We start from the raw sequence: 25,464 nt of genomic DNA, 5'->3' as shown, positions 1-25,464 counted from the left end.
GGGACAAGACTGCCTTATCAGGACGTGAGTGTGCGGCGGCGGGGCACAGGTGAGCGACGCGGCCGTCTGCCGTGCGAGTCCCGGACGAGGGGAAGCGCGGGTCTACGGTGGGGTGCGTGATGGACGTACGGCGCGCCGACGAGCGCTACCGCGGAGGCGACCCGGCGGCCGGGATCGAGTCCCTGCACGCCTTCTCCTTCGGCCCGCACTACGACCCGGACAACCTCCGCTTCGGCGCGGTCATCGCCTGCAACGAGGAGCACCTCGCACCCGGCGCCGGCTTCGACGAGCACCCGCACAGCCACACCGAGATCGTCACCTGGGTCGTCGAGGGCGAACTCACCCACCGCGACACGGCCGGCCACGAGTCGCTCGTACGCCCCGGGGACGTCCAGCGGCTCAGCTCGGCGGGCGGTGTCCGCCACGTCGAACGCAACGACGGGTCCGAGCCGCTGGTCTTCGTCCAGATGTGGCTGGCCCCGCTGGAGCCGGGCGGCGACCCGGCCTACGAGATCGTCCACGGCATCGCGGACTCCACGCCGTACGCGGTCCCGGAGGCGGGCGCGATGCTGCACGTACGCCGTCTCGCGTCCGGCGAGCGCACGGCGGTCCCGGACGCGCCCTTCGTCTACGCGCATGTCGTACGCGGTGAAGTCCTGCTGGACAGCTCGGTGTTGAGCCCCGGGGACGCGGCCCGCATCACGGACGCGAAGGACCTGGAGGCGGTGGCCCGGGGCGAGTCGGAGCTGCTGCTCTGGGAGATGACCCAGGGCTGACCCGGAGCGCGTACGCGCTACAGCTCCGCGAGCACCGCGTCCGTGAAGGCCGGCCACGCCTCGACCGCCCACGGCCCGAACGCCCGGTCCGTCAGCGCCACGCAGGCCGTGCTTGCGGCCGGGTCGATCCACAGGAACGTACCGGACTGGCCGAAGTGGCCGAAGGTACGCGGAGAGGATGAACTCCCGGTCCAGTGGGGCGACTTGGAGTCGCGGATCTCGAAGCCGAGGCCCCAGTCGTTCGGGTTCTGGTGGCCGTAGCCCGGCAGGACGCCCTTCGTGCCCGGGTACTGCACGGTCATCGCCTCGGCGACCGTCCGCGGGTCGAGCAGCCGGGGCGCCTGCACCTCGGCGGCAAAGCGCGCCAGGTCGTCGACGGTCGAGACGCCGTCCTTCGCGGGGGAGCCGTCGAGGGAGGTGTGCGCCATCCCGAGCGGTTCGAGCACCGCCTGCTTCAGGTACTCGGCGAAGGGGATCTCGGTCGCCTTCGCGATGTGATCGCCGAGCTGCTCGAACCCGGCATTGGAGTACAGCCGCCGCACCCCCGGCTCCGCCGTCACCCGGTGCTCGTCGAAGGCGAGCCCACTGGTGTGCGCGAGCAGATGCCGCACGGTCGACCCCTCCGGCCCGGCCGCTTCGTCGAGCTCGATGGCCCCCTCCTCGTACGCGACCAGGGCGGCGTAGGCGGCGAGGGGCTTGGTGACGGAGGCGAGCGCGAAGCGTTGCGTAACGGGGCCATGGGTCCCGAGTACGGTGCCGTCCGCGCGTACAACGGCAGCGGCGGCGGTGGGGACGGGCCACTTCTCGATCAACGCGAGGCTCTGCAAAGACATGCACAAGAGCCTAAGGGCACTTTGATGCGCCGGTTCGGGTCCCGCCCCTCAGGGGCGCGGGGCTGTGACATTTGCGGCTCCGCCGCGATGGGGGCCCCGCTCGAGCGCAGCCGAGAGTGGGGGAGCGACCAGCCCCCACCAACCCGTAGTCAAAGCCGCAACCGCATCGAGGGATCGGGCTTACGTACGAAACCGAGCGAGGCGTACAGCGGCTCGGCCTCTGAGGAAGCATTGAGGTCCACCTGCGCGACACCCTTCTCACGGAACCAGTCGAGGAGAACCTCCATACAGGCCCGCGCATATCCCCGCCGCCGCACATCCGGATCGGTGGCGACACTGAACACGTACCCGACCCGCCCGTGCGGATTCCCCGCCCGCCCGATCCGGTACTCCAACGTCCCGACCACAAGCGCCGCGAGCACCCCGGGCCGCTCCGGGTGGTCGACGACGAACGCGGCGAAACCCCCGTGCGGGTCGGCGAGCCTGCCGCGTACGGTAGGCAGGGACTCGGCGTGCCACTGGGTGGACGAGTCCGAACCGGCCATCGAGTCGATCATCACCTGACGCAGCCGAAGCAGTTCCTCGGCATCCTCGGGCACAGCCCGGCGTACGAGACTCATGATCGGCACCGTAGCCAGCGCAGCGCCACCAAGTCGACGGAATTTCACCGGAATCCGCTTGCTTGGAGCGCACTCCAAGGTTTTAGCGTTGGGGCCATGACGGTGATGGAGACCACGGACACCAGGACCGACAGCTGTGCAGGCCTACCACACGCGGAGCGGCGTCCGGACGGCCAGGACCAGTACACGATCAGCGAGGTCGTCGCCTTCACCGGCCTGACCGCGCACACCCTCCGCTGGTACGAGCGGATCGGGCTGATGCCGCACATCGACCGTTCGCACACCGGCCAGCGCCGGTACAGCAACCGCGACCTCGACTGGCTCGACCTCGTCGGCAAGCTGCGGCTGACCGGGATGCCGGTCGCCGACATGGTGCGGTACGCGGAGATGGTGCGAGAGGGCGACCACACGTACACCGAGCGCTTCGAGCTGCTGGAGGCGACCCGCCGGGACGTCCGGGAGCGGATCGCCGAGCTCCAGGACACGCTCGCGGTGCTCGACCGGAAGATCAATTTCTATGCGGACGCCGGGCGGGCCCTGGCGTCGGAGAGGTCCCGATGACGGACAGCAGGATCGCGAAGGTCGAACTCGGCACGGGCGGCCCCGAGGTGGGGGTGCAGGGTCTCGGCTGCATGGGCATGAGCTTCGCGTACGGCCCCACGGACACCGACGAGGCACGGGCCACCCTCGAGCGGGCGCTGGAACTCGGCGTCACGCTCTACGACACCGCTGACGCGTACGGCCAGGGGGAGAACGAGAAGTTCCTGTCCCCGTTCTTCAAGGCGCACCGCGACGAGGTCGTCATCGCGACGAAGTTCGCCCTGGGGATCCCGCCGGGCGAGCCGACGAAGCGGGTCATCCGCAACGACCCGCCGTACATCCGCCAGGCCGTCGAGGCGAGCCTGAAGCGCCTGGATGTCGAAGTGATCGACCTCTATTACATGCACCGCCGTGACGTGAACGTCCCCATCGAGGAGACCGTCGGCGTCATGGCCGAGCTGGTCCGCGAGGGCAAGGTCAAGCACCTCGGACTGAGCGAGGTCACGGGCGGCGAGCTGCGGGCAGCCCAGGCCGTGCACCCGATCGCGGCCGTCCAGTCGGAGTGGTCGCTGTTCAGCCGCGACATCGAGGCCGGCGTCGTACCGGCCGCGCGTGAGCTGGGCGTGGCCCTGGTCCCGTACTCACCGCTCGGCCGGGGCTTTCTCACCGGTTCCTTCGTGAACGCCGACACGGACCTGACCGACGGCGACTTCCGCCGCCAGCAACCCCGTTTCACGGGCGACAACGCGGCGGCGAACGCGGCGCTGCTGGAGCCGATCCGGGTGGTCGCGAAGGCTCACGGCGCCTCGCTCGGCCAGATCGCGCTGGCGTGGGTGCAGTGCCAGGCGACGGTGCACGGCCTCCCGGCCGTACCGATCCCGGGCACGCGCAAGCGCACACGCGTCGAGGAGAACGTGGCGGCGACGCGGATCGTACTGGGCGAGGACGACATGACGCTGCTGGAACCGATCGCCTCCAAGGTGGCGGGCAACCGCTACGCGGACATGACGTTCGCATCGGCGGGCAGGGAGTAGAAGAGCGCCCCTGAAAGGGGCGCGGGGAACTGCGCGACCAGCCACGAATCACCCGCACTGTAAAAACGACCGCGGTTCCCCAACTCCCCCAGCGAAGCCCTGAAGCAGCGAAGCCCTAAAGCTCCGCCAGCAACTCCGCCTTCTTCGTGCTGAACTCCTCATCCGTGACGAGCCCCGCCTCATGAAGCTCGCCCAGGTGACGAATGCGCTCGGCGATGTCGGCGGGATCGCGGCGCGGGTCGGCCGCCAGGACCGAGGCCTCGACCTTGGCGGCCGACCCGGCCCCCCGCACCGCCGCGAGGACCGACGCCGCGAAGGGAAGAGACTCGTGCACCGGCCCGTACCCGAGCCCGAAGACAACCGCGGCCGGATCCTGGTCGGCCTGGGCGGGCTGAGGGACCGCCGACTCACGCCGCAGCAGCCGGAGGTGCCCCTCGAAGACCTCCGGTGAGCGCCATTCGACACCTATCAGGTCCGAGACGGCGAAACTCTGGTCGCCGGCCTTCCACTTGGCGGAGGACGCGCCCGTCCAGAACCACCGGTAGTGCACGGACTTGCCGTCGAAGGACGCCTTCCCGTCGTACGCCTTGAACTGCAGGGGCGTCTCCGGCGCGTCCACCAGATAGCGCTCCGGCGGGTCCGTGTCGTTGGTCGCGAGGAGAGCCCGCAGCTCGTCCGCGTAGTACTCGGCGAGAGTCTCGCGCTCGGCGGGCAGCACCAGCCGGTAAGGGTCGGCCGACTCCTTGAGCTGTCCCGCGGCCGCCTCCATCAGCGGATCCGCCCCCGGTCTCGGCTCGGCGCGCAGGACGACCGTCCCGCGTTTGCCGGGGGTCAGTGTCACAGCCGCTATCGCGTCGAGCGGGATGCGGCGCTCACCGAGCGCCTGGAACAGCTTCGGCGTGCGGATCCCCCGTTCGAAGCGGATGAGCACGGAGTCCGACTCGAACTCCCAGGCGGCATGAAATCCGGCCAATACGTCACCCATGCGGGCCATCGTATGCGGCATGCGCTTCCAAGTCCCCTCCCTGAGCAGACCGCACTTTCTTCGTTCTCTACGCGCGTCCGGCCTCTGCCGTGCCGGGCAAACCCTTCTGGCACACATCATCCTCATGTGCGCAGCGCACCGCCCGGTACGCGCCAATGCCGATCTGGGCGAAGTTCCGCAGGCTTTCGGTGCCCGGCTCGAAATATCCGCCGTGCCCCTCGGCGCCCTGTGAGGACAGCACCCGCGCCCCGAACGCCGCGGACACCGGATCGGCCCCGTGCCCCAGTCCGCCGAACTCCAGATGCGGCACGTCCTGGATCCAGTCGTCGGAGTCCCGCATGGCCCACACCTGGGCGTACGTGTCCAGTTGTGAGGCCTTCTCGGCCCGCATCCCGGGGCTGCCCGCCACCGTGATGTCGGAGACCCGGGACGGCAGGGAGTGTGCGGCGACACCGCAGACCACGGACCCGTAGCTGTGGCAGTACAGCGCGACCTGCGAACGGCCGGGCAGCGCCCGCACGAGGTCGTTGAGCCGGACCGCGCCCTCCTCGGCGCGCACCCCGGTGGCCGCGTCCATGCCGAGCCCGCTCGGTGCCGTGTAGTCGGCCCACGCGATCACGGCCGTACGCGTCCCGGGGCTCGCCCACTGCTCCGCCTGGTGGAGGGACTTCGCCATCCCGACGGGTGCCGAGTACATGCGGTTGGTGCGCTGGAAGTTCAGTACGTCGGTGTCGACGCCGGGCACCACGACCGAGACCCGCTCGGCCTTGCCGAGGTCCCCGAACACCTCCGCCACCCGGCCCGTACCCATCGGGTCGAAGGCGAGGATCCGGCGCTCCTTGGCCATCAGGTCCTCGTACCGGTGCATCCGGCGGGCCGCGTTGTGCTGTCCGCGCTCCGAGAGCCGCTTGTCGTGCGTGCGTTTGAGCTCGACCTTGCGTGCCTGGTCGAGGGCGATGCGGTTGGCGCGGTAGCGGAGCTTCACCGGCGCCCCGTTCATGTTGCCGACCGCGAGCGGGTAGCGACTGGCGAGCCGTGTGCGCTGGTGGGCGTCGAGCGAGGCGAAGAACCGGGTCAGCCCGGCCGGCGCGGAGTCCGGGTCCGGCAGCCGGAGCCCGTCTATGTGACCGCGTTCCCAGGCGGACAGGGAGGCCGCGAGCGGTGTGGCCGCTCCCCGTTGGTTGCGCACCGCGGTCCAGCCGGTGGTCGCGAGCATCACGAACACGACGGCCAGCGCGAGCAGCATGCGCCAGACGTTGAGTTGAGGGGTGGAGTCGAAGGAAGTCACTGAAAGGACACACTAGGAGAACGAACGGGTCTCGCGTTAACCGAGTGAGGCGGATCACGTTTCGGTAGGGGTAATTGGGTTAAACCGGACGCACCTTGAGTCGGGCCATCACGCTGTGTGCGTACGTGACGGGTCTCGTGCGCACCGCGACGCGACTCTGTGTGCGGTGGGAGTCACTCCCTGTCCGCCGCGCCGACCGTGTGCCAGTTCTCCGCCAACGCGGGCCCGATCTGGTCGAGATACAGGGCGGTGAGGTCGCGGATCGCTTCGACGCTGAGGTCCTCGCCCGCACCCAGCAGTCGGCTCGTCAGTCGAATCACGCCACCGAACAGGGCCACCGTCACGCGCGGTCGCGGGTCGGCGTCCACGTCGAGGCCCTCACGCTCCGCGATCACGCGTGCGACCTCCTCCTCCAGTCCCTCCTGGCGGGCGAGGTGGGCGGCGAGCAGTGCCGGCGTCGACTCGATCAACTGGAAGGTGCGCATGTGCAGTTCGATCGGGATGACTGCTTCGATGACCTCTCCGAAGGTGTCCCAGCTCTCCAGGACGGCCCTGCGCAGCGCCTCCAACGGCGCCTCGTGGAGCGGGCGTCGGCGGACCGACTCGACGAAGTGCGACTCCACCATCACCTGGACGGCGAAGGCGGCTTCCTCCTTGCCGGCGAAGTACCGGAAGAACGTGCGCTGCGAGACGTCGACGACCTCGGCGATCTCGTCGACGGTCGTCTGCTCGTACCCCTTGGTCGTGAACAGTTCCAGGGCTGCCCGCAGCAGCGCGTCCCGGGTGCGCTGCTTCTTGAGCTCGCGCAGGCCCGGTCGTGGCACTGTCTCCATGGGGAACCCCTTGTCGAGTTCTTCGTCCGGCTGGCTTCTTCGTCCGCTCGGCTTCTTCGTCCGCCCGGCTTCTTCGTCCGGCCGACTCCCTCGTACGTCCGCAGGGCTGCCGGTGTCCGTCCGGTGTCCGTCGGCCCAGTTCAGCCTATCCGTGAGTGACGTGACAGTTACCGACTTGTGAATTGGTTTGTCAACTGTCAGTGGCTGTCATTAGCCTCGACCGCATGACTAGTCAGACCACCGTCGACCCGAAGGGCCCCGCCGACAAGGCCTCGTCCGCCGCCTCGGGACCGACCCCGGCCAAGGGGCTGCGCGGCCACCCCTGGTTCACCCTGTTCACCGTGGCCGTCGGCGTGATGATGGTGGCGTTGGACGGCACCATCGTGGCCATCGCCAACCCGGCCATCCAGAAGGACCTGAACGCGAGCTTCGCGGACGTCCAGTGGATCACCAACGGCTACTTCCTCGCGCTCGCGGTCACGCTGATCACCGCGGGCAAGCTCGGCGACCGGTTCGGCCACCGGCAGACCTTCCTCATAGGCGTGGTCGGGTTCGCGGCCGCCTCGGGGGCCATCGGACTGTCCGACAGCATCGCCTTCGTGATCGTCTTCCGTGTGTTCCAGGGCCTGTTCGGCGCCTTGCTGATGCCGGCCGCGCTCGGTCTGCTGCGGGCCACCTTCCCGGCCGAGAAGCTGAACATGGCGATCGGCATCTGGGGCATGGTGATCGGTGCCTCCACGGCCGGTGGCCCGATCCTGGGCGGCGTGCTCGTCGAGCACGTCAGCTGGCAGTCCGTGTTCTTCATCAACGTGCCGGTCGGCATCCTCGCGGTCGCCCTGGGCGTGGGGATCCTCCTGGACCACCGCGCCGAGAACGCGCCGCGCTCCTTCGACCTGCTCGGCATCGGCCTGCTGTCCGGCGCCATGTTCTGCCTGGTCTGGGCGATCATCAAGGCCGGGGACTGGGGCTGGGGCGACGGCCTGACCTGGACGTTCATCGTCGTCTCCGTGGTCGGCTTCGGCCTGTTCGCGTTCTGGGAGACCAGGGTGCGTGAGCCGCTCATCCCGCTCGCGCTCTTCCGTTCCGTACCGCTGTCCGCCGGTGTCGTCCTGATGGTGCTCATGGCCATCGCCTTCCTGGGCGGCCTGTTCTTCGTCACCTTCTACCTGCAGAACGTGCATGGTATGAGCCCGATCGACGCGGGTCTCCACCTCCTCCCGCTCACCGGGATGATGATCGTGGGCTCGCCCCTCGCGGGCGCGGTGATCACCAAGACGGGTCCGCGCATCCCGCTCGCGGGCGGCATGGCCTTCACCGCCCTCGCCATGTACGGCATGTCCACGCTGGACACGGGCACGTCCGGCCCGGTCATGTCGATCTGGTTCGCGCTTCTGGGCCTCGGCCTCGCGCCCGTCATGGTCGGCGCCACCGAGGTCATCGTGGGCAACGCGCCGATGGAGCTCTCCGGTGTCGCCGGCGGTCTCCAGCAGGCCGCGATGCAGATCGGCGGCAGCCTCGGCACGGCGGTCCTCGGCGCCGTGATGGCCTCCAAGGTCAACAGCGACCTCGCGGGCAACTGGGCGGACGCCAAGCTCCCGCCGCTCACCCCGGCCCAGCAGGGCCAGGCCTCGGAGGCGGTCCAGGTCGGCGCCGCCCCGGTACCGCAGGGCACGCCGCCGGAGGTCGCGGAGAAGATCACGAACGTCGCGCACGACACGTTCATCTCCGGCATGAGCCTGGCGAGCCTGGTCGCGGCCGGCGTCGCCATCGTGGCGATCTTCGTCGCCCTGCTCACCAAGCGGGGCGTCAACGCGGAGGCGGGCGCGGGAGTCGGACACGTCTGACCGGCAAGGCGGCCCGGCCCCGTCGAGTTCACCCGGCGGGGCTTTCGCCTATCAGGGTGACGCCTTTCCGTATGACTGTCATATCGATCGCCCGGCGGGTCACAGTGCTCCCAACTGATCCGTACGACACGGCAGTTCGGTGAGGTCGCGGCGTGCTGCCGGAGGGGGGCAGCGCGCCGTGGGACCGAAGGAAAACGAAGTACGGACCTGAATCCGCCCCAGAACCTGACTCCGCACCAGAAGTGGCCAGAACCAGGGGTCTTAAGAAAACGACCCGGGGTACTCGCCGCATCGAGCCCGAACCGGCCGGCATCCGGCCGGCTCAAAGGTCCAGGGAGTTGATGATGGCGGGCTTCGGTCACACCACGCGCAAGCACCCCCGCTCACGGGGCCGAACGTGGCGTCGGAGCGGGCCGGATCGCGCGACGCTCGGAATCATCGGAGTCATCTGCGCGGTCGCCGGTTTCTTCGTGCTGGGGATCATCCTCGGCCCGGTGGCGGTCGTCTGCGGCTGGCTCGCCATGGGGCGCACCTGGAACGGTGCCCGCCCGGTACCGGCACTCGTCGCCCTGGTACTGGGCGCGATCGACACCCTCCTGGCCATCATCTGGCTGGCCGGAACGGCAGCCCCGGGGAACGGAATGCTCTAGCCCGGGGCCGGCGAGGGACCACGTCCCCAAAGGGCGCGCTCGTGTTTGGGGCGCGCCCGCAGGGGCGCCCCTTCAGGGGCGCGGGGCCGTCACATATGCGGCTCCGCCGCGTGGGCGCGACCAGCCCCCACACACCCGCACGTCAACTCAACCGCTCCTCCACAGCCCGCGGCACGGGCTGCGGAACCACACCAGACGGTTCAGCCAGCGCAGCTACCTGCGCCCGCAGGGCCCGCACCTCCTCCGCCAAAGCCTCAATCGCAGCGGTCTGCCGCCGCTCCTCCACGTCGTCCGACTCGAAGCGGGAGATGAACCAGGCCGCGATATTGGCGGTCACCACACCGAGCAGAGCGATCCCGGAGAGCATCAGACCGACCGCTATCACCCGGCCGAGCCCGGTCGTCGGCGCGTGGTCGCCGTACCCGACGGTCGTCATCGTGGTGAAGGACCACCACAACGCGTCGCCCATCGTCTTGATGTTTCCCTCCGGCGAGTTCCGCTCGACGGACAGCACGGCCAGCGAACCGAACATCAGCAGCGCCACCACGGTGCCCACGACATACGTGGTCAGCCGTATCTGCGAGGCCAGCCGGGCCCGCCGCCCGACGAGCAGCAGCGTGGAGACGAGCCGCAGCAACCGCACCGGCTGGATCAGCGGCAGCAACACCGCGCACAGATCGAGCCAGTGCGCGCGGACGAACTCCCGGCGCCGCTCGGCCAGCGCGAGCCGCACGACGTAGTCCAGGGCGAACGCCCCCCACACCACCCACTCCACCACCGCGCACCAGTACGTCACCTCCCGACTCGCGTCGGGCCGCACGATCGGCACGGCATAGGCGACGCCGAACGCCACGGCGAACCCCAACAGCGGCCGATACGTACGCCGCTCCCAACGGACCTGCGCCGATTGCTCTTCCATGTGCGCATCGTAGAAAACGTGAAGGGGTGGTGGTGACCCACAGGCCACCCCACCCCTTCAGACGCCATGCGACGCAACCGCGCTCCGACGGGGCGCCCCTTCAGGGGCGCGGGGAACTGCGCGACAAGCCCCCACGAACCCGCAGGTCACACACCGAACCGCAAGCTATCCAGTGCAGCCGAGCGGAGCGCTCACGCATCGCCACCAGCCGCCCCAGGATCAGCCGAAGCCACATCCAGCAGCTGATACCGATCGATCGCCTGCTTCAGCACCGACCGATCGACCTTGCCCTCACGCGCCAACTCCGTAAGCACCCCGACCACGATCGACTGCGCGTCGATGTGGAAGAACCGCCGCGCCGCACCACGCGTGTCCGCGAAGCCGAACCCGTCCGCGCCCAGCGACTGGTAAGTCCCCGGCACCCACCGCGAGATCTGGTCCGGAACCGCCCGCATCCAGTCGGACACGGCCACGAACGGTCCCTGGGCACCGGACAACTTCCGCGTCACATAGGGAACGCGCTGCTCCTCCTCGGGGTGCAGCAGGTTGTGCCGCTCCACGTCGACGGCCTCGCGCCGCAGCTCGTTCCAGGAGGTCGCCGACCAGACATCGGCCTTGACGTTCCACTCCTCGGCAAGGACCTTCTGCGCCTCGACGGCCCACGGCACCGCGACACCGGACGCCATGATCTGCGCCGGAATGGATCCCGAAGTCCCCTCCGAGAAGCGGTGGATGCCCTTCAGGATGCCGTCGACATCCACGCCCTCCGGCTCGGCCGGGTGCTGGATCGGCTCGTTGTAGACGGTGAGGTAGTAGAAGACGTCCTCGCCGTGCGGGTGTTCGTCGGACGAGCCGTACATCCGGCGCAGCCCGTCCTTCACGATGTGCGCGATCTCGAAGCCGTACGCCGGGTCGTACGCGACACAGCCCGGGTTCGTCGAGGCGAGCAGCTGCGAGTGGCCGTCCGCGTGCTGCAGACCCTCACCGGTCAGAGTCGTGCGCCCCGCGGTCGCACCCAGCACGAAGCCGCGCGCCAACTGGTCGGCCATCTGCCAGAACTGGTCGCCGGTGCGCTGGAATCCGAACATCGAGTAGAAGACGTACACCGGGATGAGCGGCTCGCCGTGCGTCGCGTACGCCGAGCCGGCCGCGATCAGCGAGGCCGTGCAGCCCGCCTCGGAGATGCCGTCGTGCAGCATCTGCCCGGTCGGCGACTCCTTGTACGCGAGGAGCAGATCGCGGTCCACGGCCTCGTACTGCTGGCCCAGCGGGTTGTAGATCTTCGCGCTCGGGAAGAACGAGTCCATGCCGAAGGTGCGGTACTCGTCGGGCGCGATCAGCACGAACCGCTTGCCGATCTCCTTGTCCCGCATGAGGTCCTTGAGCAGCCGTACGAAGGCCATGGTCGTGGCGATCGACTGCTGACCCGAGCCCTTCTTCACGCTCGCGTACGTCTTGTCCTCAGGCAGGGCCAGCGGCTTCGACCGCACGACGCGCGTCGGGACGTACCCGCCGAGCCCCTTGCGGCGGTCGTGCATGTACTGCATCTCCTCCGAGTCGGGACCCGGGTGGTAGTACGGCGGCGGGCCGTCCTCGAGCTGCTTGTCGGAGATCGGCAGGTGCAGCCGGTCGCGGAAGCCCTTGAGGTCGGCGACCGTCAGCTTCTTCATCTGGTGGGTCGCGTTGCGGCCCTCGAAGTTCGGGCCGAGCGTCCAGCCCTTGATGGTCTTGGCGAGTATCACCGTCGGCTGGCCCTTGTGGGCGCGGGCCGCCGAGTACGCCGCGTAGATCTTCCGGTGGTCGTGGCCGCCGCGGCCCAGGTGCAGGATCTGGTCGTCGGTCATGTTCTCGACCATCGCGCGCAGCCGGTGGTCGTCACCGAAGAAGTGGTCGCGGATGTACGCGCCGGTCTCGGTGGCGTACGTCTGGTACTGGCCGTCCGGCGTGGTGTTCATCCTGTTGACGAGCACACCGTCGCGGTCCTGCGCGAGCAGCGGGTCCCAACTGCGGTCCCACACCAGCTTGACGACGTTCCAGCCGGCGCCCCGGAACTGCGACTCCAGCTCCTGGATGATCTTTCCGTTGCCGCGCACCGGGCCGTCGAGGCGCTGGAGGTTGCAGTTGACGACGAACGTCAGGTTGTCCAGGCCCTCGCGCGCTGCGATCGACAGTTGGCCGAGCGACTCCGGCTCGTCCATCTCGCCGTCGCCGAGGAACGCCCATACGTGGGACTTGGAGGTGTCCGCGATGCCGCGCGCCTCCATGTAGCGGTTCATGCGGGCCTGGAAGATCGCGCCGAGCGGGCCGAGGCCCATGGAGACGGTCGGGAACTCCCAGAAGTCCGGCATCGACCGCGGGTGCGGGTACGAGGACAGGCCGTAGGGCGCCTTGGACTTCTCCTGGCGGAAGGCGTCGAGCTGCTGCTCGCTCAGCCGGTCCAGCATGAACGCGCGGGCGTAGATGCCAGGCGACGCGTGCCCCTGGAAGAAGATCTGGTCGCCGCCGTCGCCCTCGTCCTTGCCGCGGAAGAAGTGGTTGAAGCCCACGTCGTAGAGCGAGGCGGAGGAGGCGAAGGTGGCGATGTGGCCGCCGACCCCGATACCGGGGCGCTGGGCCCGGGACACCATCACGGCCGCGTTCCAGCGGGTCGCGTTGAGGATCTTGCGCTCGATCTCCTCGTTGCCCGGGAAGAACGGCTCGTCCTTGGTGGCGATGGTGTTGACGTAGTCCGTGCTGCGCATCTCGGGCACGGCCACGCGCTTCTCGCGGGCCCGTTCGATCAGCCGCAGCATGAGATAGCGCGCCCGCTCACGGCCGCGCTCGTCGACAGCGGCGTCGAGGGAGTCGAGCCACTCCTGGGTCTCTTCGGGATCGAAGTCAGGGACCTGACTCGGAAGGCCGCCAATGATGATCGGGTTGCGATCGGGTCCGGAAGCCACGCTGTTCCTTCGCTCTCAGGGGGCCGCTTTTTCTTGGTTTTCTCTCGGTTTGATCTCTGGTTTCCTGGGTGTACGCGCCGTTCCCCATCGTGTACCTCGGGAACCGAAACGTCATCTCTACCGAGAGGTAACCGAGACGTTCATCCCGTTCTCCCAGGAGTGGGCCCGGCAAATCGCAACGATACGCCCGGCCCGTGACGCGTACCGCGAAGCCATTCGGCTCTCGTACCCTTGTATGGTTCTGAAATTCGCAAAGCGGGCAGATTGGTGTGGTGTGCGTCACCTGGTGCCATGATTCCTTGGCTGGAGTTGCGGCGAGACCGCCAGGATCGTCACCGTTTCGGCGGTCTCGACCGCCGGGTACTTGCGCGATCCGTCCCGCCCGTGTGGACTACGGCCAATGCTGCGCGCACGCGCGTGGCTTGAACTTCCCCAAGCACTCGACTTCGTTCGAGCAGGGGAGGACCCCATTACCGAACATGATCAGGAGGCAACCCGTGAGCGCGACCGCGGACCACGCGGAGGAGCGGACGAGCCTGGCCGCCAGGCTGGGATTCCAGCCCGAGCAGGTGGTCCAGGAGATCGGCTTCGACGACGACGTCGACCAGGAGCTCCGCGAGGCCATTGAAGAAGTCATCGGCAGCGAGCTCATGGACGAGGAGTACGACGACGTCGCCGACGCCGTGGTGCTCTGGTTCCGAGACGACGACGGCGACCTGACGGATGCGCTGGTGGATGCCACCACGTACGTCGAAGAGGGCGGCGCCGTGCTGCTGCTGACGCCGAAGACCGGCCGAGACGGCTATGTGGAGCCGAGCGACATCGCCGAAGCCGCGACGACCGCGGGTCTGTCCCAGACCAAGAGCATCAGCGTGGGGAAGGACTGGAGCGGCAGCAAGCTGGCGACGCCGAAAGCGGCCAAGTCGTCGAAGCGCTGACCTGAGCCCTGGGCTCCTGGGCCCCCGCCGACCCCCGGTCGGCGGGGGCCTCTGCATGGGCGCCGGGGGAACGCTGCGTAGGGTGGGCCTCACCCGAACAGCCCCAGGGAAGGGACGCAGGACCATGACGATCGAGGTCGGCGACAAGGCCCCGGACTTCGAGCTCAAGGACAACCACGGCGCCACCGTGAAGCTCTCCGACTTCCACGGCGCGAAGAACGTGGTGCTGCTCTTCTACCCCTTCGCCTTCACCGGCGTGTGCACCGGCGAGCTGTGCGCCCTGCGCGACAACCTGCCGAGGTTCTCCGACCGCGACACCCAGCTGCTCGCTGTCTCCAACGACTCCATCCACACGCTGCGCGTCTTCGCCGAGCAGGAGAGCCTGGAGTACCCGCTGCTGTCCGACTTCTGGCCGCACGGCGAGGCCTCGCGCGCGTACGGCGTCTTCGACGAGGACAAGGGCTGCGCGGTGCGCGGCACGTTCGTCATCGACAAGGAGGGCGCCGTCCGCTGGACCGTCGTCAACGGCCTGCCGGACGCGCGCGACCTGAACGAGTACGTGAAGGCGCTCGACACTCTGTGATTCTTCGGCCGCAGGGCCTGCGGCAATGGGGAACCCCTCACTAGGATCGATACGTTGATCCGATACCAACGCACTACGGGGCTCCCCGCCCCTGGACACCAAAGGGAGGACTCGTGGGAGTCAGCCTCAGCAAGGGCGGCAACGTATCGCTTTCGAAGGAGGCGCCCGGCCTTACCGCGGTCATCATCGGTCTGGGGTGGGACGTTCGTACCACCACCGGCACCGACTTCGACCTCGACGCGAGCGCCATCCTGGCGGGCACGGACGGCAAGGTCACCAGTGACGCCAACTTCGTGTTCTTCAACAATCTCAAGAGCCCGGACGGCTCGGTCGAGCACACCGGTGACAACATCACCGGTGAGGGCGAGGGCGACGACGAGCAGATCAAGGTCAATCTCGCCACGGTTCCGGCCGACGTCGACAAGATCGTCTTCCCGGTCTCGATCTACGACGCCGAGAACCGCCAGCAGTCGTTCGGCCAGGTGCGCAACGCGTTCATCCGCGTCGTGAACCAGGCGGGCGAGGCGGAGATCGCCCGTTACGACCTCTCGGAGGACGCCTCGACGGAGACCGCGATGGTCTTCGGCGAGCTGTACCGCCACGGCGCGGAGTGGAAGTTCCGCGCCATCGGTCAGGGGTACGCCTCGGGCCTGCGGGGTATCGCGCAGGACTTCGGCGTCAACGTCTGAGCCACCTCGGGGTCGACGTCCGGCCCGAGCCGCTTCACCCGATTCACCGCTTGTCGTCCGGCGCCGCACACTTCGAGTGCGGCGCCGGATGTGCTCAACAACCCAATGGCTTGACCGGGGAGGACCAGGATCATGGGCGTCACGCTCGCCAAGGGGGGCAATGTCTCCCTCTCCAAGGCCGCACCGAACCTCACGCAGGTGCTGATCGGGCTCGGCTGGGACGCGCGCTCCACCACCGGAGCCGACTTCGACCTCGACGCCAGCGCACTGCTGTGCAACTCGGGGCGGGTGCTCGGCGACGAGTGGTTCATCTTCTACAACCAGCTCAAGAGCCCGGACGGCTCGGTCGAGCACACCGGTGACAACCTCACCGGTGAGGGCGAGGGCGACGACGAGTCTCTCTTGATCGACCTCTCCAAGGTGCCCGCCAACGTCGACAAGATCGTCTTCCCCGTCTCCATCCACGACGCCGACAACCGAGGCCAGACCTTCGGCCAGGTCAGCAACGCGTTCATCCGCGTCGTCAACCAGGCCGACGGCCAGGAACTCGCGCGCTACGACCTCTCCGAGGACGCCTCCACGGAGACAGCGATGATCTTCGGCGAGGTCTACCGCTACGGCGGCGAGTGGAAGTTCCGAGCGGTGGGACAGGGGTACGCGTCGGGACTGCGGGGTATCGCCCTGGACTTCGGGGTCAACGTTTCTTGATCCCGGGTCCGTGGAGCCCGGGTCCGTGGAGCCCGGGTGAGTGGAGCCCGGGTCCGTGGAGTCCAGAGAGTGGAGTCCGCAGAGGCCGACCTCGGCCATGACGTAAGGTCACCCGCCGCACCCCGAATTGCAGGGTCTCTCGGTCCCGAAAGGCAGGGCATCGCGAGAGGTGAAGGGGCGTCACCGGTGTTCGAACCCCGTGGACCTGCGATTCTCCTGGTGAGAGGGCCCGGCCCACTCGTCCGGAGGGTCGGCCCTCTAGACTTTGAGGTCAATGTTTCGTAAAGCCGGGTACGGCGGGGGGAAACCCCCTCCGGACTTCGTCCGGGGGTAGCCCCCCAACTCACGATTGGGTAGCCAGTGGTTCTGAAAACCTTCGGCTGGTCGTTCGCGGTCACCGCGGTCGGCTTGGTCGCAGCGGTGCTGATCGACGGATGGACCGCGTTCGGGATCGTCTTGATCCTTTCCATCCTCGAAATCTCGCTGTCCTTCGACAACGCGGTGGTCAACGCCGGAATCCTGAAGAAGATGAGCGCCTTCTGGCAGAAAATCTTCCTCACCATCGGCATCCTGATCGCCGTCTTCGGAATGCGGCTCGTCTTCCCCGTCGTGATCGTCGCCATCAGCGCCTCGCTCGGCCCCATCGAGGCGGTCGACCTGGCGCTGAACGACGCGAACCGTTACGAGGAACTGGTCACCGACGCCCACCCGTCGATCGCTGCCTTCGGCGGCATGTTCCTGTTGATGATCTTCCTCGACTTCATCTTCGAGGACCGGGACATCAAGTGGCTCGGCTGGCTGGAGCGCCCGCTCGCCAAGCTCGGCAAGGTCGACATGCTGTCGGCCTGCATCGCGCTGATCGTCCTGCTGATCACCGCGCTGTACCTCGCCCCGAAGGCCCACCTGCACGCCGGGTCCGCCGACAAGGCGGAGACGGTGCTGCTCGCCGGCGTCGCCGGCCTCATCACGTACCTGGTCGTCGGCGGGCTCTCCGGCTTCTTCGAGAACCGCCTCGAGGAAGCGGAGGAGCGTGAGCACGAGGCCGAGGAGGAGGCCAAGCAGGAGGGCAAGAGCGTCACCGGCACGGCACTCGTCGGCAAGGCGGCCTTCTTCATGTTCCTCTACCTCGAGGTCCTGGACGCGTCCTTCTCCTTCGACGGCGTCATCGGCGCCTTCGCCATCACCAACGACATCATCCTGATGGCCCTCGGCCTCGGCATCGGCGCCATGTACGTCCGGTCGCTCACCGTGTACCTGGTCCGCCAGGGCACCCTCGACGACTACGTCTACCTGGAGCACGGCGCCCACTACGCCATCGGCGCCCTCGCCGCGATCCTGCTCATCACCATCCGTTTCGAGGTCAACGAGATCGTCACCGGCCTCATCGGCGTCATCCTGATCGCCTGGTCCTTCTGGTCCTCTGTGCGCCGCAACCGCGCACTCGCGGAGTCCGGGGGAAAAGCTGAGTCCTCGGGCGAGAAGGCGGAAGTCTCGTCCGGGGTGTGACACCGGTCCAGCTGAGGAACGCTCTGTGAGGGGCGGCCGTCGGGGAAGCCCGAGCGGCCGCCCCGGCGTATTCGTCGAGGCGAACAGAGGGAAGCGTGGGGGCGGGAATGAGCTTCTGGGAAGGCCTGTGGCGCGGCGGGCGGTCGACGCAGTTCGACTCGGGCAGCGCGGCGACCAACGCCATCGAACTGACCAAACGGAACCAGTCGATCTCACTCACCAAACAGGGCGCGGCCAACGGAAACCTGCGCATCAACCTCTCCTGGCGGATGCGCACCTCCGACATAGGCGGGCCCCAGCGGGAGAGCCTGCTGCGCCACCCCTTCAAGGCATTCAAGCCCGAGGTGGTGCAGGCGCACACCCAGAGCATGGTCAACGTCGACCTCGACCTGGGCTGCATGTACGAGCTTGCGGACGGCACCAAGGGCGTCGTCCAGCCACTGGGCAGCTTCTTCGGTGAGCTCAACTCGGCGCCGTACGTGAAGCTCAGCGGCGACGACCGCTTCGGCTCCGGCTCGGGCGAGACGATATTCGTCAACCTCGACCACCGCGAGGAGATCAAGCGGCTCCTAGTCTTCGTCTACATATACGACCAGACCCCGGCCTTCGACCGTACGCACGCCATCGTGACCCTCTACCCGAGCAACGGCCCCCGCATCGAGGTCGGCCTCGACGAGCGCCATCCGCAGGCCAGGTCCTGCGCGGTGGTCATGATCGAGAACATCAAGAACGAGCTGGTGGTGCGCCGCGAGGTGAAGTTCGTGTACGGCTTCCAGGCCGAGCTCGACCGGCTCTACGGCTGGGGACTCCAGTGGGGCCGCGGCTACAAGGCGAAGGCCGACCGCTGAGCCGCGCTGCCGCTGGGCTTGGCAGGAGCGCCCAAGAGCTCGGGGTGTTCGGTTCGGTGGCGGCTGCGGGTTGTACGTGGCTGGTCGCGCCCACGCGGCGGAGCCGCATATGTCACAGCCCCGCGCCCCTGACGGGGCCGGGCGCGACCGCGCCCCTAACGTCCGATGAACTGCGGGCCTTGGGGCGGCAGCTTGAATTCCGGGTCGGGGAAGGCGCCGGGCGGCTGTGGGAAGCCGTATGCGGGCTGGGCGGCCGCCGCCGCGGGCTGGGCCGGGGAGGTCTGCGGGTAGCCGTAGGCGGGCGGGCTGGTGGGCTGCGGATAGCCGTACGCGGGCTGGGCGGCCGGCGGCTGCTGCCGGGTGAGGTCCGGGTCCGGGCGGGCGGCCGGAGGATAGCCGTAGGACGGCTGAGCCGGCTGCTGGGGCAGCTGGGCGGGCTGCTCGGGCGGCAGCGGCGGCGAGGCGGGGGGTGCGGACGCCGGCTCGGCGGCGGCCTCGGACTCGTCCACCATGATGCCGAAGTCGGACGCCAGCCCCTGAAGACCGTTCGAGTAGCCCTCGCCGAGCGCCCGGAACTTCCAGCCCTCACCCCGCCGGTAGAGTTCGCCGCAGATCAGCGCGGTCTCCTCGCCGGTCTCCGGCTTGATGTCGAAGTACGCCAGCGGCTCGGCGTCCGCGAGCGTGGCGTCGTACAGCAGGATCCGCAGCGCGGGGACCCGGTCGAAGGTGACGTCCTCGGCGGAAGCGACAAGGAGAATCCGGTCCACCTCATTGTCAAGGCCCGCCAGATCCGACTGAATCGTGTCGGTGTGACCCTCGGCAACGCGCTTCTGACCGAGTCGCCAGACCTTGGCCGAGGGATGCCGGGGCTGGTTGTAGAACACGAAGTCCTCGTCGGATCGCACACGACCGTCGGGGCCGAGGAGCAGCGCCGAGGCGTCCACGACCGGGACCCCGGGCCCCGGCGTCCAGCGCAGCACAGCGCGCACCGCTGTGGCGTCCAGCGGGACGTTCGACCCCTTCAGCATGGCGTGCGTCATGCGGTCATCCTGCCCTCTCGGTCCTGGTCACGACAACATGGGGGTGCCTTCCCGCCTGGCCCGACACGCGGCCGGACGACACAATCGTGTGTGTCTGCGTTACCTGAATTTCATGCCCGGTGGGAACCCTTGACATGGATCTCTACGTACTATTACCGGCCACTTATTGTCAGGCCGTCTAGCCGCCCCGGGGGAGACTAATGCGTCATTTCGGACATATAACCCCTGAAGTGCGGGAGCGACTCTTCCACCAGGAGCCGTGCGTCTTCACGGCGGACTCCCCTGCCCGGGTGCTCGCCTCGGCCCTCGGAGCAACCCTCTACAGCCCCGCGACCAGGCAGAAACTGGCCGACGACATCGTGAAGCAGACCGGGCGCGGAGTCGTATCGATGGTGCTGTGCCTGGAGGACTCGATCGACGACGCGGAGGTCCCCGACGCCGAGGAGAACCTGGTCCGGCAGTTCAACGACCTCGCCGAACGCTGCCCGGAGACCGAGCTGCCGCTGCTGTTCATCCGGGTCAGAGCGCCCGAGCAGATCCCCGACCTGGTCGGGCGGCTCGGCTCCGCCGTCCGGCTGCTGTCCGGATTCGTACTGCCGAAGTTCACCGAGGAGCGGGGCATCCCGTTCCTGGAGGCCCTCACGGCGTCCGAGGCCGCGAGCGGACGGCGGCTTTTCGCGATGCCCGTTCTCGAATCGCCCGATCTGCTGTACCGGGAGTCGCGTGCCGAGACCCTCGCGGGGATCTTCCGCGCCGTCGACAAGTACCGCGACCGGGTGCTCGCGCTGCGGCTCGGCGTCACCGACTTCTGCTCGGCGTACGGGCTGCGCAGGGCGCCCGACATGACCGCGTACGACGTGCAGATCGTCGCCTCCGTGATCGCGGACGTGGTGAACGTGCTGGGGCGGGCCGACGGCACCGGATTCACGGTGACCGGGCCCGTGTGGGAGTACTTCCGGGTCCAGGAGCGCATGTTCAAGCCGCAACTGCGCCGCAGCCCCTTCTCCCCGGAGGCCGAGGACCTGCGCGACGCGCTGATCGAGCACGACATGGACGGACTGCTGCGCGAGATCTCCCTCGACCGGACCAACGGTCTGCAGGGCAAGACCTGCATCCACCCCTCGCATGTGGCGCCCGTACACGCACTCTCGGTGGTCAGCCACGAAGAGTTCAGCGACGCCCAGGACATCCTGCGGCCCGAGCGCGGCGGCGGGGGCGTCCTGCGGTCCGCGTACACGAACAAGATGAACGAGGTGAAGCCGCACCGCGCCTGGGCCGAACGCACCATCCAGCGCGCCGAGGTCTTCGGTGTCGCCAACCAGGACATCGGCTTCGTGGAGCTGCTCGCCGCCGGAATCCCCGACTGAGACACACACTGAGACACACAAGGAATCCATGAACAAGGCTGTGAACGACGGGGTCGGCTCCGGGACGACCGACTCCGGGACCGACTCCGGGACAGGGACCGGGGCCGGGACACGGGCCGGAGCGGAAGGCCGGCGCGAGGCCGGCGTCTGGTCCGGGACGGGGTTCCGGGGCGGGGCCGGGTCCGGTGCCGGCGCCCGTGCGGAGAAGGGCGTCCGGTCCGAGGCCGAGGTCTGGTCCGGGGCGTGGGTCGCCGGGCGGCTCGGGGTCGAGCTCGTCGGGGACGAGGGGCTCGGCGAGTTGCTGGGGCTCGCGCTGCGGCGCAACCCCAAGCGGGCGCATCTGCTCGTGTCCAACGTGCTGGGCAAGCACGTACCGCAGTCACCCGCGGTCGTGTACGGATACGGGTTCGCGCTCGGCCTCCGGGTGCGGGATCTGCTCGGTGAGGACGAGGCGCGGCGGGCCGTCGTCCTCGGGTACGCCGAGACGGCCACCGGGCTCGGCCACTCGGTCGCGGACGGCGTGGGCCTCGCGCCCTGCCTCCACTCGACCCGCCGCCCGGTCGACGGCGTCGCCCGGGCGGGCGGCTTCGAGGAGTCCCACTCGCACGCCACCTCGCACCTGCTCCTCCCGGAGAACCCTGCCCTGCTGGCCGGCGACGGCCCGCTGGTCCTGGTCGACGACGAGTTCTCCACCGGCAACACGGTCCTCAACACCATCCGTGACCTGCACGAACGCTATCCGCGCGACCGGTACGTCATCGTCGCCCTGGTCGACATGCGCTCGGCCGCCGACCTCGGCCGCCTGGAGGACTTCGCCCGCGAGATCGGCGCCCGCGTGGACCTCGTGACCGCGGCGAGCGGAACGGTGCGGCTTCCCGAGGGGGTCCTGGCGAAGGGCCAGGCGCTGGTTGCGCGGTACGAGTCCGGTGGGGGAACGGTGCCCTCGACCGAGCCCGGCGTGAGCGCCGTCGTGCGGGCGACTCCGAGCGCCCCGGCGCCCGTCCGCACGCCGGTCGTCCGCGTAGAGCTGGGCTGGCCGGGCGGGATACCCGACGGCGGGCGGCACGGGTTCACGCCCGAGCATCGGGTGCGGCTGGAAGAGGCGCTGCCTGCCATGGCCGGGCGGATCGCCGAGGCGTTGCCCCTCGGAGCCCGGCGCGGCAGCGGACGGGTTCTCGTCCTCGGGTTCGAAGAGCTGATGTACGCGCCGCTCCGGCTCGGCGTGGCGCTGGAGAAGCTGACCGATGCCGCGGTCCGCTACTCCACCACCACCCGTTCCCCGGTCCTCGCGCTCGACGACCCCGGCTACGCGATCCGCACCCGGCTCGTCTTCCCCGCCCACGACGACCCCGCCGACGGCCCCGGCGAGCGCTACGCCTACAACGTCGCGGGCGCCGGCTTCGACGCCGTCGTCGCCGTGGTCGACTCCGTGGCCGACACCCCGGAACTGCACGGCCCCGGCGGCCTGTTGGCGCAGCTCGCCGCGCACACGGCGAGCGTGCTGCTCGCCGTCGTCCCCTCGTACGTACCCGAGGAGTGCATACCCGACGAGTACGCACCCGACGAGTACGCACCCGAGCGGCTGTCCGCGGAGCTGAACCCCGAGCCGTCCGCAGCGCCGTTGACAGAAGTGCCGTTGACAGAAGTGCCGTTGACGGAAGTGCCGTTCACAGAGCCGTCCACCGAAAGGCCCTCCATGCTGTCCGAGCCCCTCCGCGGCCCCGACTTCTCCTCGTACGCCCCCGACGAGGTCGGCTGGCTGCTGCAGGACCTCTCGGACACGCGGCTGGAGGCGCCGACAGAGGAGCGTGAGGAGGCGATCCAGAGCGGCGGCGCACACTACGCGGAGTCGCTGCCCGTGGAGTACCAGCCGAGCCCCCAGTACCAGGAGCTCTTCCACAACGCGCTCGGCACCTCGGCCACCCGCATCGCCCAGGCCGTCGGCGCGGTCACGGAGACGGTGCTCGCCGAGCGGTCACCGCACCCCGTCCTCGTGTCGCTGGCCCGCGCCGGCACACCCGTCGGCGTCCTGATGCGCCGTTGGGCCCAGCACCGCCACGGCCTCGACCTGCCGCACTACGCCGTCTCCATCGTGCGCGGCCGCGGCATCGACGCCAACGCGCTGCGCTGGCTCGCGAAACACCACGACCCGGCCGACGTCGTCTTCGTCGACGGCTGGACCGGCAAGGGCGCCATCACCCGCGAACTCACCCAGGCCGTCGAGGAGTTCGAGACCTCCGACGGCATCACGGGCTTCGACCCGGAGATCGCGGTCCTCGCCGACCCCGGCTCCTGCGTCCGTACGTACGGCACCCGCGAGGACTTCCTCATCCCCTCCGCCTGCCTCAACTCGACGGTGTCCGGGCTCATTTCGCGTACGGTCCTCCGGGCCGACCTGGTCGGTGAACACGACTACCACGGCGCGAAGTTCTACCGTGAGCTCGCCGGAGTGGACGTCTCCGTCGACTTCCTGGACGCCGTCTCCGCCCGCTTCGGTGAGGTCGACCAAGCGGTGGACGACCGGGTCAAGGAACTGCTCTCCACCGACCGCACCCCAACCTGGGAGGGCTGGGCCGCAGTTGAGCGCATCAGCGAGGAGTACGAGATCCACGACGTGAACCTCGTCAAGCCGGGCGTCGGCGAGACGACCCGCGTCCTGCTGCGTCGCGTCCCCTGGAAGATCCTCGCCCGCGCCGGAGCGGGCGCCGACCTGGACCACGTACGCCTCCTCGCCGAGCAGCGCGGCGTACCCGTCGAAGAGGTGGCCGAACTCCCTTACACCTGCGTCGGGTTGATCCACCCCAAGTACACGCGCGGAGCGACCGGCGCCGACGGCAAGGCGGTGACGGTCTGATGACGAACGCCGGTCTGATGACGAACCCCATCTCCTCGCCCAAGGCGCTCATCGCCAGCGACCTGGACCGCACGCTCATCTACTCCGCCGCCGCGCTCGCGCTGACGATGCCCGACGCCGAGGCGCCCCGACTGCTCAGCGTCGAGGTGCACGAAAGCAGGCCGCTGTCGTACATGACCGAGATCGCGGCCGGCCTGCTCACCGAACTCGGCGCCGCGGCGGACTTCGTACCGACCACGACCCGTACCCGCAAGCAGTACCAGCGCATCCAACTCCCCGGCCTCGCCCCGAAGTACGCCATCTGCGCCAACGGCGGCCACCTCCTCGTCGACGGCGTCTCCGACGAGGCGTGGCACGCCCGGGTGACCGAGCGCCTCGCCCGCGAGTGCGCCCCGCTCGACGAGGTGCGCGAGCACATCGCGGCCACCTCCGACCCGGCGTGGGTGCGCAAGCATCGCGTCGCCGAGGACCTCTTCGTGTACGTCGTCGTCGAGCGCGAACTGCTCCCCGAGGACTGGGTGAAGGAACTCGCCGTCTGGGCGGAGAACCGCGGCTGGACCGTCTCCCTCCAGGGCCGCAAGATCTACGCCGTGCCGAAGCCGCTCACCAAGAGCGCCGCCATGCGTGAGGTCGCGCGCCGCACCGGGGCGACCCTGACACTCGCGGCCGGCGACTCCCTCCTCGACGCCGACCTGCTGTTGGCCGCGGACCGGGCCTGGCGCCCGGGCCACGGCGAACTGGCCGACGCGGGGTGGACGGCTCCCGGGATCACGTCCCTCCCGGAGCGGGGTGTCATCGCGGGCGAGCGGATTCTGCGGGAGTTCTTGCGGGAGTCCCGGTAGAGGTGCCGGTAGGGGTGTCGGTACGGGGAGGGGTGTGGGTCCCGGTAGGGCTGTCGGCGGCCGGTTCTCGTGCCCCTTCCCGAACCTCTTCCCGTGCCCCTTCCCGAGCCTCTTCCCGTTCCTTTGCGCGTTCCTTTTCGCGCCGTCGGCCGCCCGGCCCCGGCCTGAACAGCCGTACCGCCGCGAAGAGGAGCACCGCGAGCACCGCCGCGACCAGCACGACCTTCGAGTACGTCGACACGTACCCGGTGACATCCGTCCAGTTCTCGCCGAGCAGATAGCCGGCGAGAACGAAGACGGTGTTCCAGATCGCGCTGCCCAGTGCGGTCAGGCCGAGGAAGACGGGCAGGGGCATGCGTTCGACGCCCGCGGGCACGGATATCAGGCTGCGGAAGATCGGGATCATCCGTCCGAAGAACACGGCCTTGGTGCCGTGCCGGGAGAACCAGGCCTCCGTCTTCTCGATGTCCGCGACCTTCACCAGCGGCAGCCGGGCCGCGATCGCCACCGTGCGCTCGCGGCCGAGCAGCGCCCCCACGCCGTACAACGCGAGCGCGCCTACGACCGAGCCGGCCGTCGTCCACAGCAGCGCCGCCAACAGATTCATCTGTCCGGTGCTCGCCGCGAACCCCGCCAGCGGCAGGATGATCTCGCTCGGCAGGGGTGGAAACAGGTTCTCCAGGGCGATGGCGATGCCCGCGCCCGGTGCCCCGAGCGTGTCCATGAGGCTGTTGATCCACTGCGGTGCGCTGCTGTCGGTCACACGGGTGACGCTAGGGAACGGAAGCTGAAGCCAGACTGAAGCGGACCGGAAGGCTCAGCCGGCCG

23 protein-coding genes are annotated in these 25,464 nt (G+C 69.0%); 14 read left to right on the top strand and 9 right to left on the bottom strand.

The window, feature by feature from the left end; genetic code table 11:
• Nucleotides 1-119 precede the first annotated feature (119 nt).
• Nucleotides 120-776: a pirin family protein gene (locus ACTWQR_RS28465; protein ID WP_443230046.1), complete on the top strand. Its 657-nt coding sequence runs from the start codon at nt 120-122 to the stop codon at nt 774-776.
• Nucleotides 777-793: 17 nt separating this feature from the next.
• Here ACTWQR_RS28465 and ACTWQR_RS28460 read toward each other — a convergent pair whose 3' ends face one another.
• The gene (locus ACTWQR_RS28460; protein ID WP_443230024.1) at nt 794-1,609 is read right to left on the bottom strand and encodes a serine hydrolase domain-containing protein; all 816 of its coding nucleotides are present in this window, start codon (nt 1,607-1,609) and stop codon (nt 794-796) included.
• A gap of 149 nt (nt 1,610-1,758) precedes the next feature.
• Nucleotides 1,759-2,229: a GNAT family N-acetyltransferase gene (locus ACTWQR_RS28455; RefSeq protein WP_443230023.1), complete on the bottom strand. Its 471-nt coding sequence runs from the start codon at nt 2,227-2,229 to the stop codon at nt 1,759-1,761.
• A 96-nt stretch (nt 2,230-2,325) separates the two neighbouring features.
• Here ACTWQR_RS28455 and ACTWQR_RS28450 point away from each other — a divergent pair, with 96 nt between their 5' ends.
• The gene (locus ACTWQR_RS28450; RefSeq protein ID WP_443230022.1) at nt 2,326-2,790 is read left to right on the top strand and encodes a MerR family transcriptional regulator; all 465 of its coding nucleotides are present in this window, start codon (nt 2,326-2,328) and stop codon (nt 2,788-2,790) included.
• On the top strand, nt 2,787-3,803 hold the full coding sequence (locus tag ACTWQR_RS28445; protein ID WP_443230021.1) for an aldo/keto reductase: 1,017 nt from the start codon (nt 2,787-2,789) through the stop codon (nt 3,801-3,803). Before ACTWQR_RS28450 ends, ACTWQR_RS28445 begins: the two co-directional genes overlap by 4 nt.
• A gap of 115 nt (nt 3,804-3,918) precedes the next feature.
• Here the strand turns inward: ACTWQR_RS28445 and ACTWQR_RS28440 are convergent, their stop codons facing one another.
• From ACTWQR_RS28440 to ACTWQR_RS28430, 3 genes are all read right to left on the bottom strand, one after another.
• The gene (locus tag ACTWQR_RS28440) at nt 3,919-4,797 is read right to left on the bottom strand and encodes a DUF4429 domain-containing protein (protein WP_443230045.1); all 879 of its coding nucleotides are present in this window, start codon (nt 4,795-4,797) and stop codon (nt 3,919-3,921) included.
• A 58-nt stretch (nt 4,798-4,855) separates the two neighbouring features.
• Nucleotides 4,856-6,076 (bottom strand): alpha/beta hydrolase, encoded by a 1,221-nt coding sequence (locus ACTWQR_RS28435; RefSeq protein WP_443230020.1) that lies wholly within the window; start codon nt 6,074-6,076, stop codon nt 4,856-4,858.
• A 173-nt stretch (nt 6,077-6,249) separates the two neighbouring features.
• Nucleotides 6,250-6,909: a TetR family transcriptional regulator gene (locus ACTWQR_RS28430; protein WP_443230019.1), complete on the bottom strand. Its 660-nt coding sequence runs from the start codon at nt 6,907-6,909 to the stop codon at nt 6,250-6,252.
• A gap of 224 nt (nt 6,910-7,133) precedes the next feature.
• On the opposite strand from ACTWQR_RS28430, the gene ACTWQR_RS28425 reads away from it, so the two are divergent.
• Together ACTWQR_RS28425 and ACTWQR_RS28420 are read left to right on the top strand one after the other, a co-directional pair.
• Nucleotides 7,134-8,753 (top strand): MFS transporter, encoded by a 1,620-nt coding sequence (locus ACTWQR_RS28425; RefSeq protein ID WP_443230018.1) that lies wholly within the window; start codon nt 7,134-7,136, stop codon nt 8,751-8,753.
• 341 nt (nt 8,754-9,094) lie between these two features.
• Nucleotides 9,095-9,403 (top strand): small hydrophobic protein, encoded by a 309-nt coding sequence (locus ACTWQR_RS28420; protein ID WP_443230017.1) that lies wholly within the window; start codon nt 9,095-9,097, stop codon nt 9,401-9,403.
• A 142-nt stretch (nt 9,404-9,545) separates the two neighbouring features.
• Here ACTWQR_RS28420 and ACTWQR_RS28415 read toward each other — a convergent pair whose 3' ends face one another.
• Nucleotides 9,546-10,322: an ion channel gene (locus tag ACTWQR_RS28415; protein WP_443230016.1), complete on the bottom strand. Its 777-nt coding sequence runs from the start codon at nt 10,320-10,322 to the stop codon at nt 9,546-9,548.
• A gap of 191 nt (nt 10,323-10,513) precedes the next feature.
• On the bottom strand, nt 10,514-13,261 hold the full coding sequence (gene aceE, locus ACTWQR_RS28410; protein WP_443230015.1) for a pyruvate dehydrogenase (acetyl-transferring), homodimeric type: 2,748 nt from the start codon (nt 13,259-13,261) through the stop codon (nt 10,514-10,516).
• A gap of 497 nt (nt 13,262-13,758) precedes the next feature.
• Between aceE and ACTWQR_RS28405 the strand changes: the two genes are divergently transcribed.
• From ACTWQR_RS28405 to ACTWQR_RS28380, 6 genes are all read left to right on the top strand, one after another.
• Nucleotides 13,759-14,199, top strand: coding sequence for a DUF3052 domain-containing protein (locus ACTWQR_RS28405; protein ID WP_443230014.1), 441 nt, complete (start codon nt 13,759-13,761; stop codon nt 14,197-14,199).
• A 124-nt stretch (nt 14,200-14,323) separates the two neighbouring features.
• Nucleotides 14,324-14,782 carry a peroxiredoxin gene (locus ACTWQR_RS28400; RefSeq protein WP_443230013.1) on the top strand — a complete coding sequence of 153 codons (459 nt, stop codon included), beginning with the start codon at nt 14,324-14,326 and terminating at the stop codon, nt 14,780-14,782.
• Between the two features lie 113 nt (nt 14,783-14,895).
• Nucleotides 14,896-15,471 carry a TerD family protein gene (locus ACTWQR_RS28395; protein ID WP_386356559.1) on the top strand — a complete coding sequence of 192 codons (576 nt, stop codon included), beginning with the start codon at nt 14,896-14,898 and terminating at the stop codon, nt 15,469-15,471.
• Between the two features lie 132 nt (nt 15,472-15,603).
• Complete coding sequence (locus ACTWQR_RS28390; RefSeq protein WP_363103233.1) at nt 15,604-16,179, top strand: TerD family protein; 576 nt, start codon at nt 15,604-15,606, stop codon at nt 16,177-16,179.
• 360 nt (nt 16,180-16,539) lie between these two features.
• Entirely contained in the window at nt 16,540-17,685 is a 1,146-nt protein-coding gene (locus ACTWQR_RS28385; protein WP_443230012.1) for a DUF475 domain-containing protein, read from the top strand.
• 107 nt (nt 17,686-17,792) lie between these two features.
• Complete coding sequence (locus tag ACTWQR_RS28380; protein ID WP_443230011.1) at nt 17,793-18,533, top strand: TerD family protein; 741 nt, start codon at nt 17,793-17,795, stop codon at nt 18,531-18,533.
• A gap of 155 nt (nt 18,534-18,688) precedes the next feature.
• Here the strand turns inward: ACTWQR_RS28380 and ACTWQR_RS28375 are convergent, their stop codons facing one another.
• A complete protein-coding gene (locus ACTWQR_RS28375; protein ID WP_443230010.1) occupies nt 18,689-19,573 on the bottom strand; it encodes a TerD family protein in 885 nt (294 codons plus the stop codon).
• A gap of 200 nt (nt 19,574-19,773) precedes the next feature.
• Between ACTWQR_RS28375 and ACTWQR_RS28370 the strand changes: the two genes are divergently transcribed.
• From ACTWQR_RS28370 to ACTWQR_RS28360, 3 genes are read left to right on the top strand one after another with little or no spacing between them, the layout of a single operon-like run.
• Nucleotides 19,774-20,940, top strand: a complete 1,167-nt coding sequence (locus ACTWQR_RS28370) for an HpcH/HpaI aldolase/citrate lyase family protein (protein WP_443230009.1) — start codon at nt 19,774-19,776, stop codon at nt 20,938-20,940.
• Between the two features lie 28 nt (nt 20,941-20,968).
• A complete protein-coding gene (locus ACTWQR_RS28365; RefSeq protein ID WP_443230008.1) occupies nt 20,969-23,794 on the top strand; it encodes a phosphoribosyltransferase in 2,826 nt (941 codons plus the stop codon).
• On the top strand, nt 23,794-24,636 hold the full coding sequence (locus tag ACTWQR_RS28360; protein ID WP_443230007.1) for an HAD family hydrolase: 843 nt from the start codon (nt 23,794-23,796) through the stop codon (nt 24,634-24,636). Before ACTWQR_RS28365 ends, ACTWQR_RS28360 begins: the two co-directional genes overlap by 1 nt.
• Here ACTWQR_RS28360 and ACTWQR_RS28355 read toward each other — a convergent pair.
• Complete coding sequence (locus ACTWQR_RS28355) at nt 24,587-25,360, bottom strand: DedA family protein (protein ID WP_443230044.1); 774 nt, start codon at nt 25,358-25,360, stop codon at nt 24,587-24,589. The two genes, ACTWQR_RS28360 and ACTWQR_RS28355, sit on opposite strands and share 50 nt — an antisense overlap.
• Nucleotides 25,361-25,464: the final 104 nt, after the last annotated feature.

This window comes from Streptomyces sp. 2A115, from assembly GCF_052245575.1.
Classification (GTDB): Bacteria; Actinomycetota; Actinomycetes; order Streptomycetales; family Streptomycetaceae; genus Streptomyces.
The sequence above is the reverse complement of the archived record's forward strand: the minus strand, read 5'-3'. Positions and strand labels throughout refer to the sequence as shown.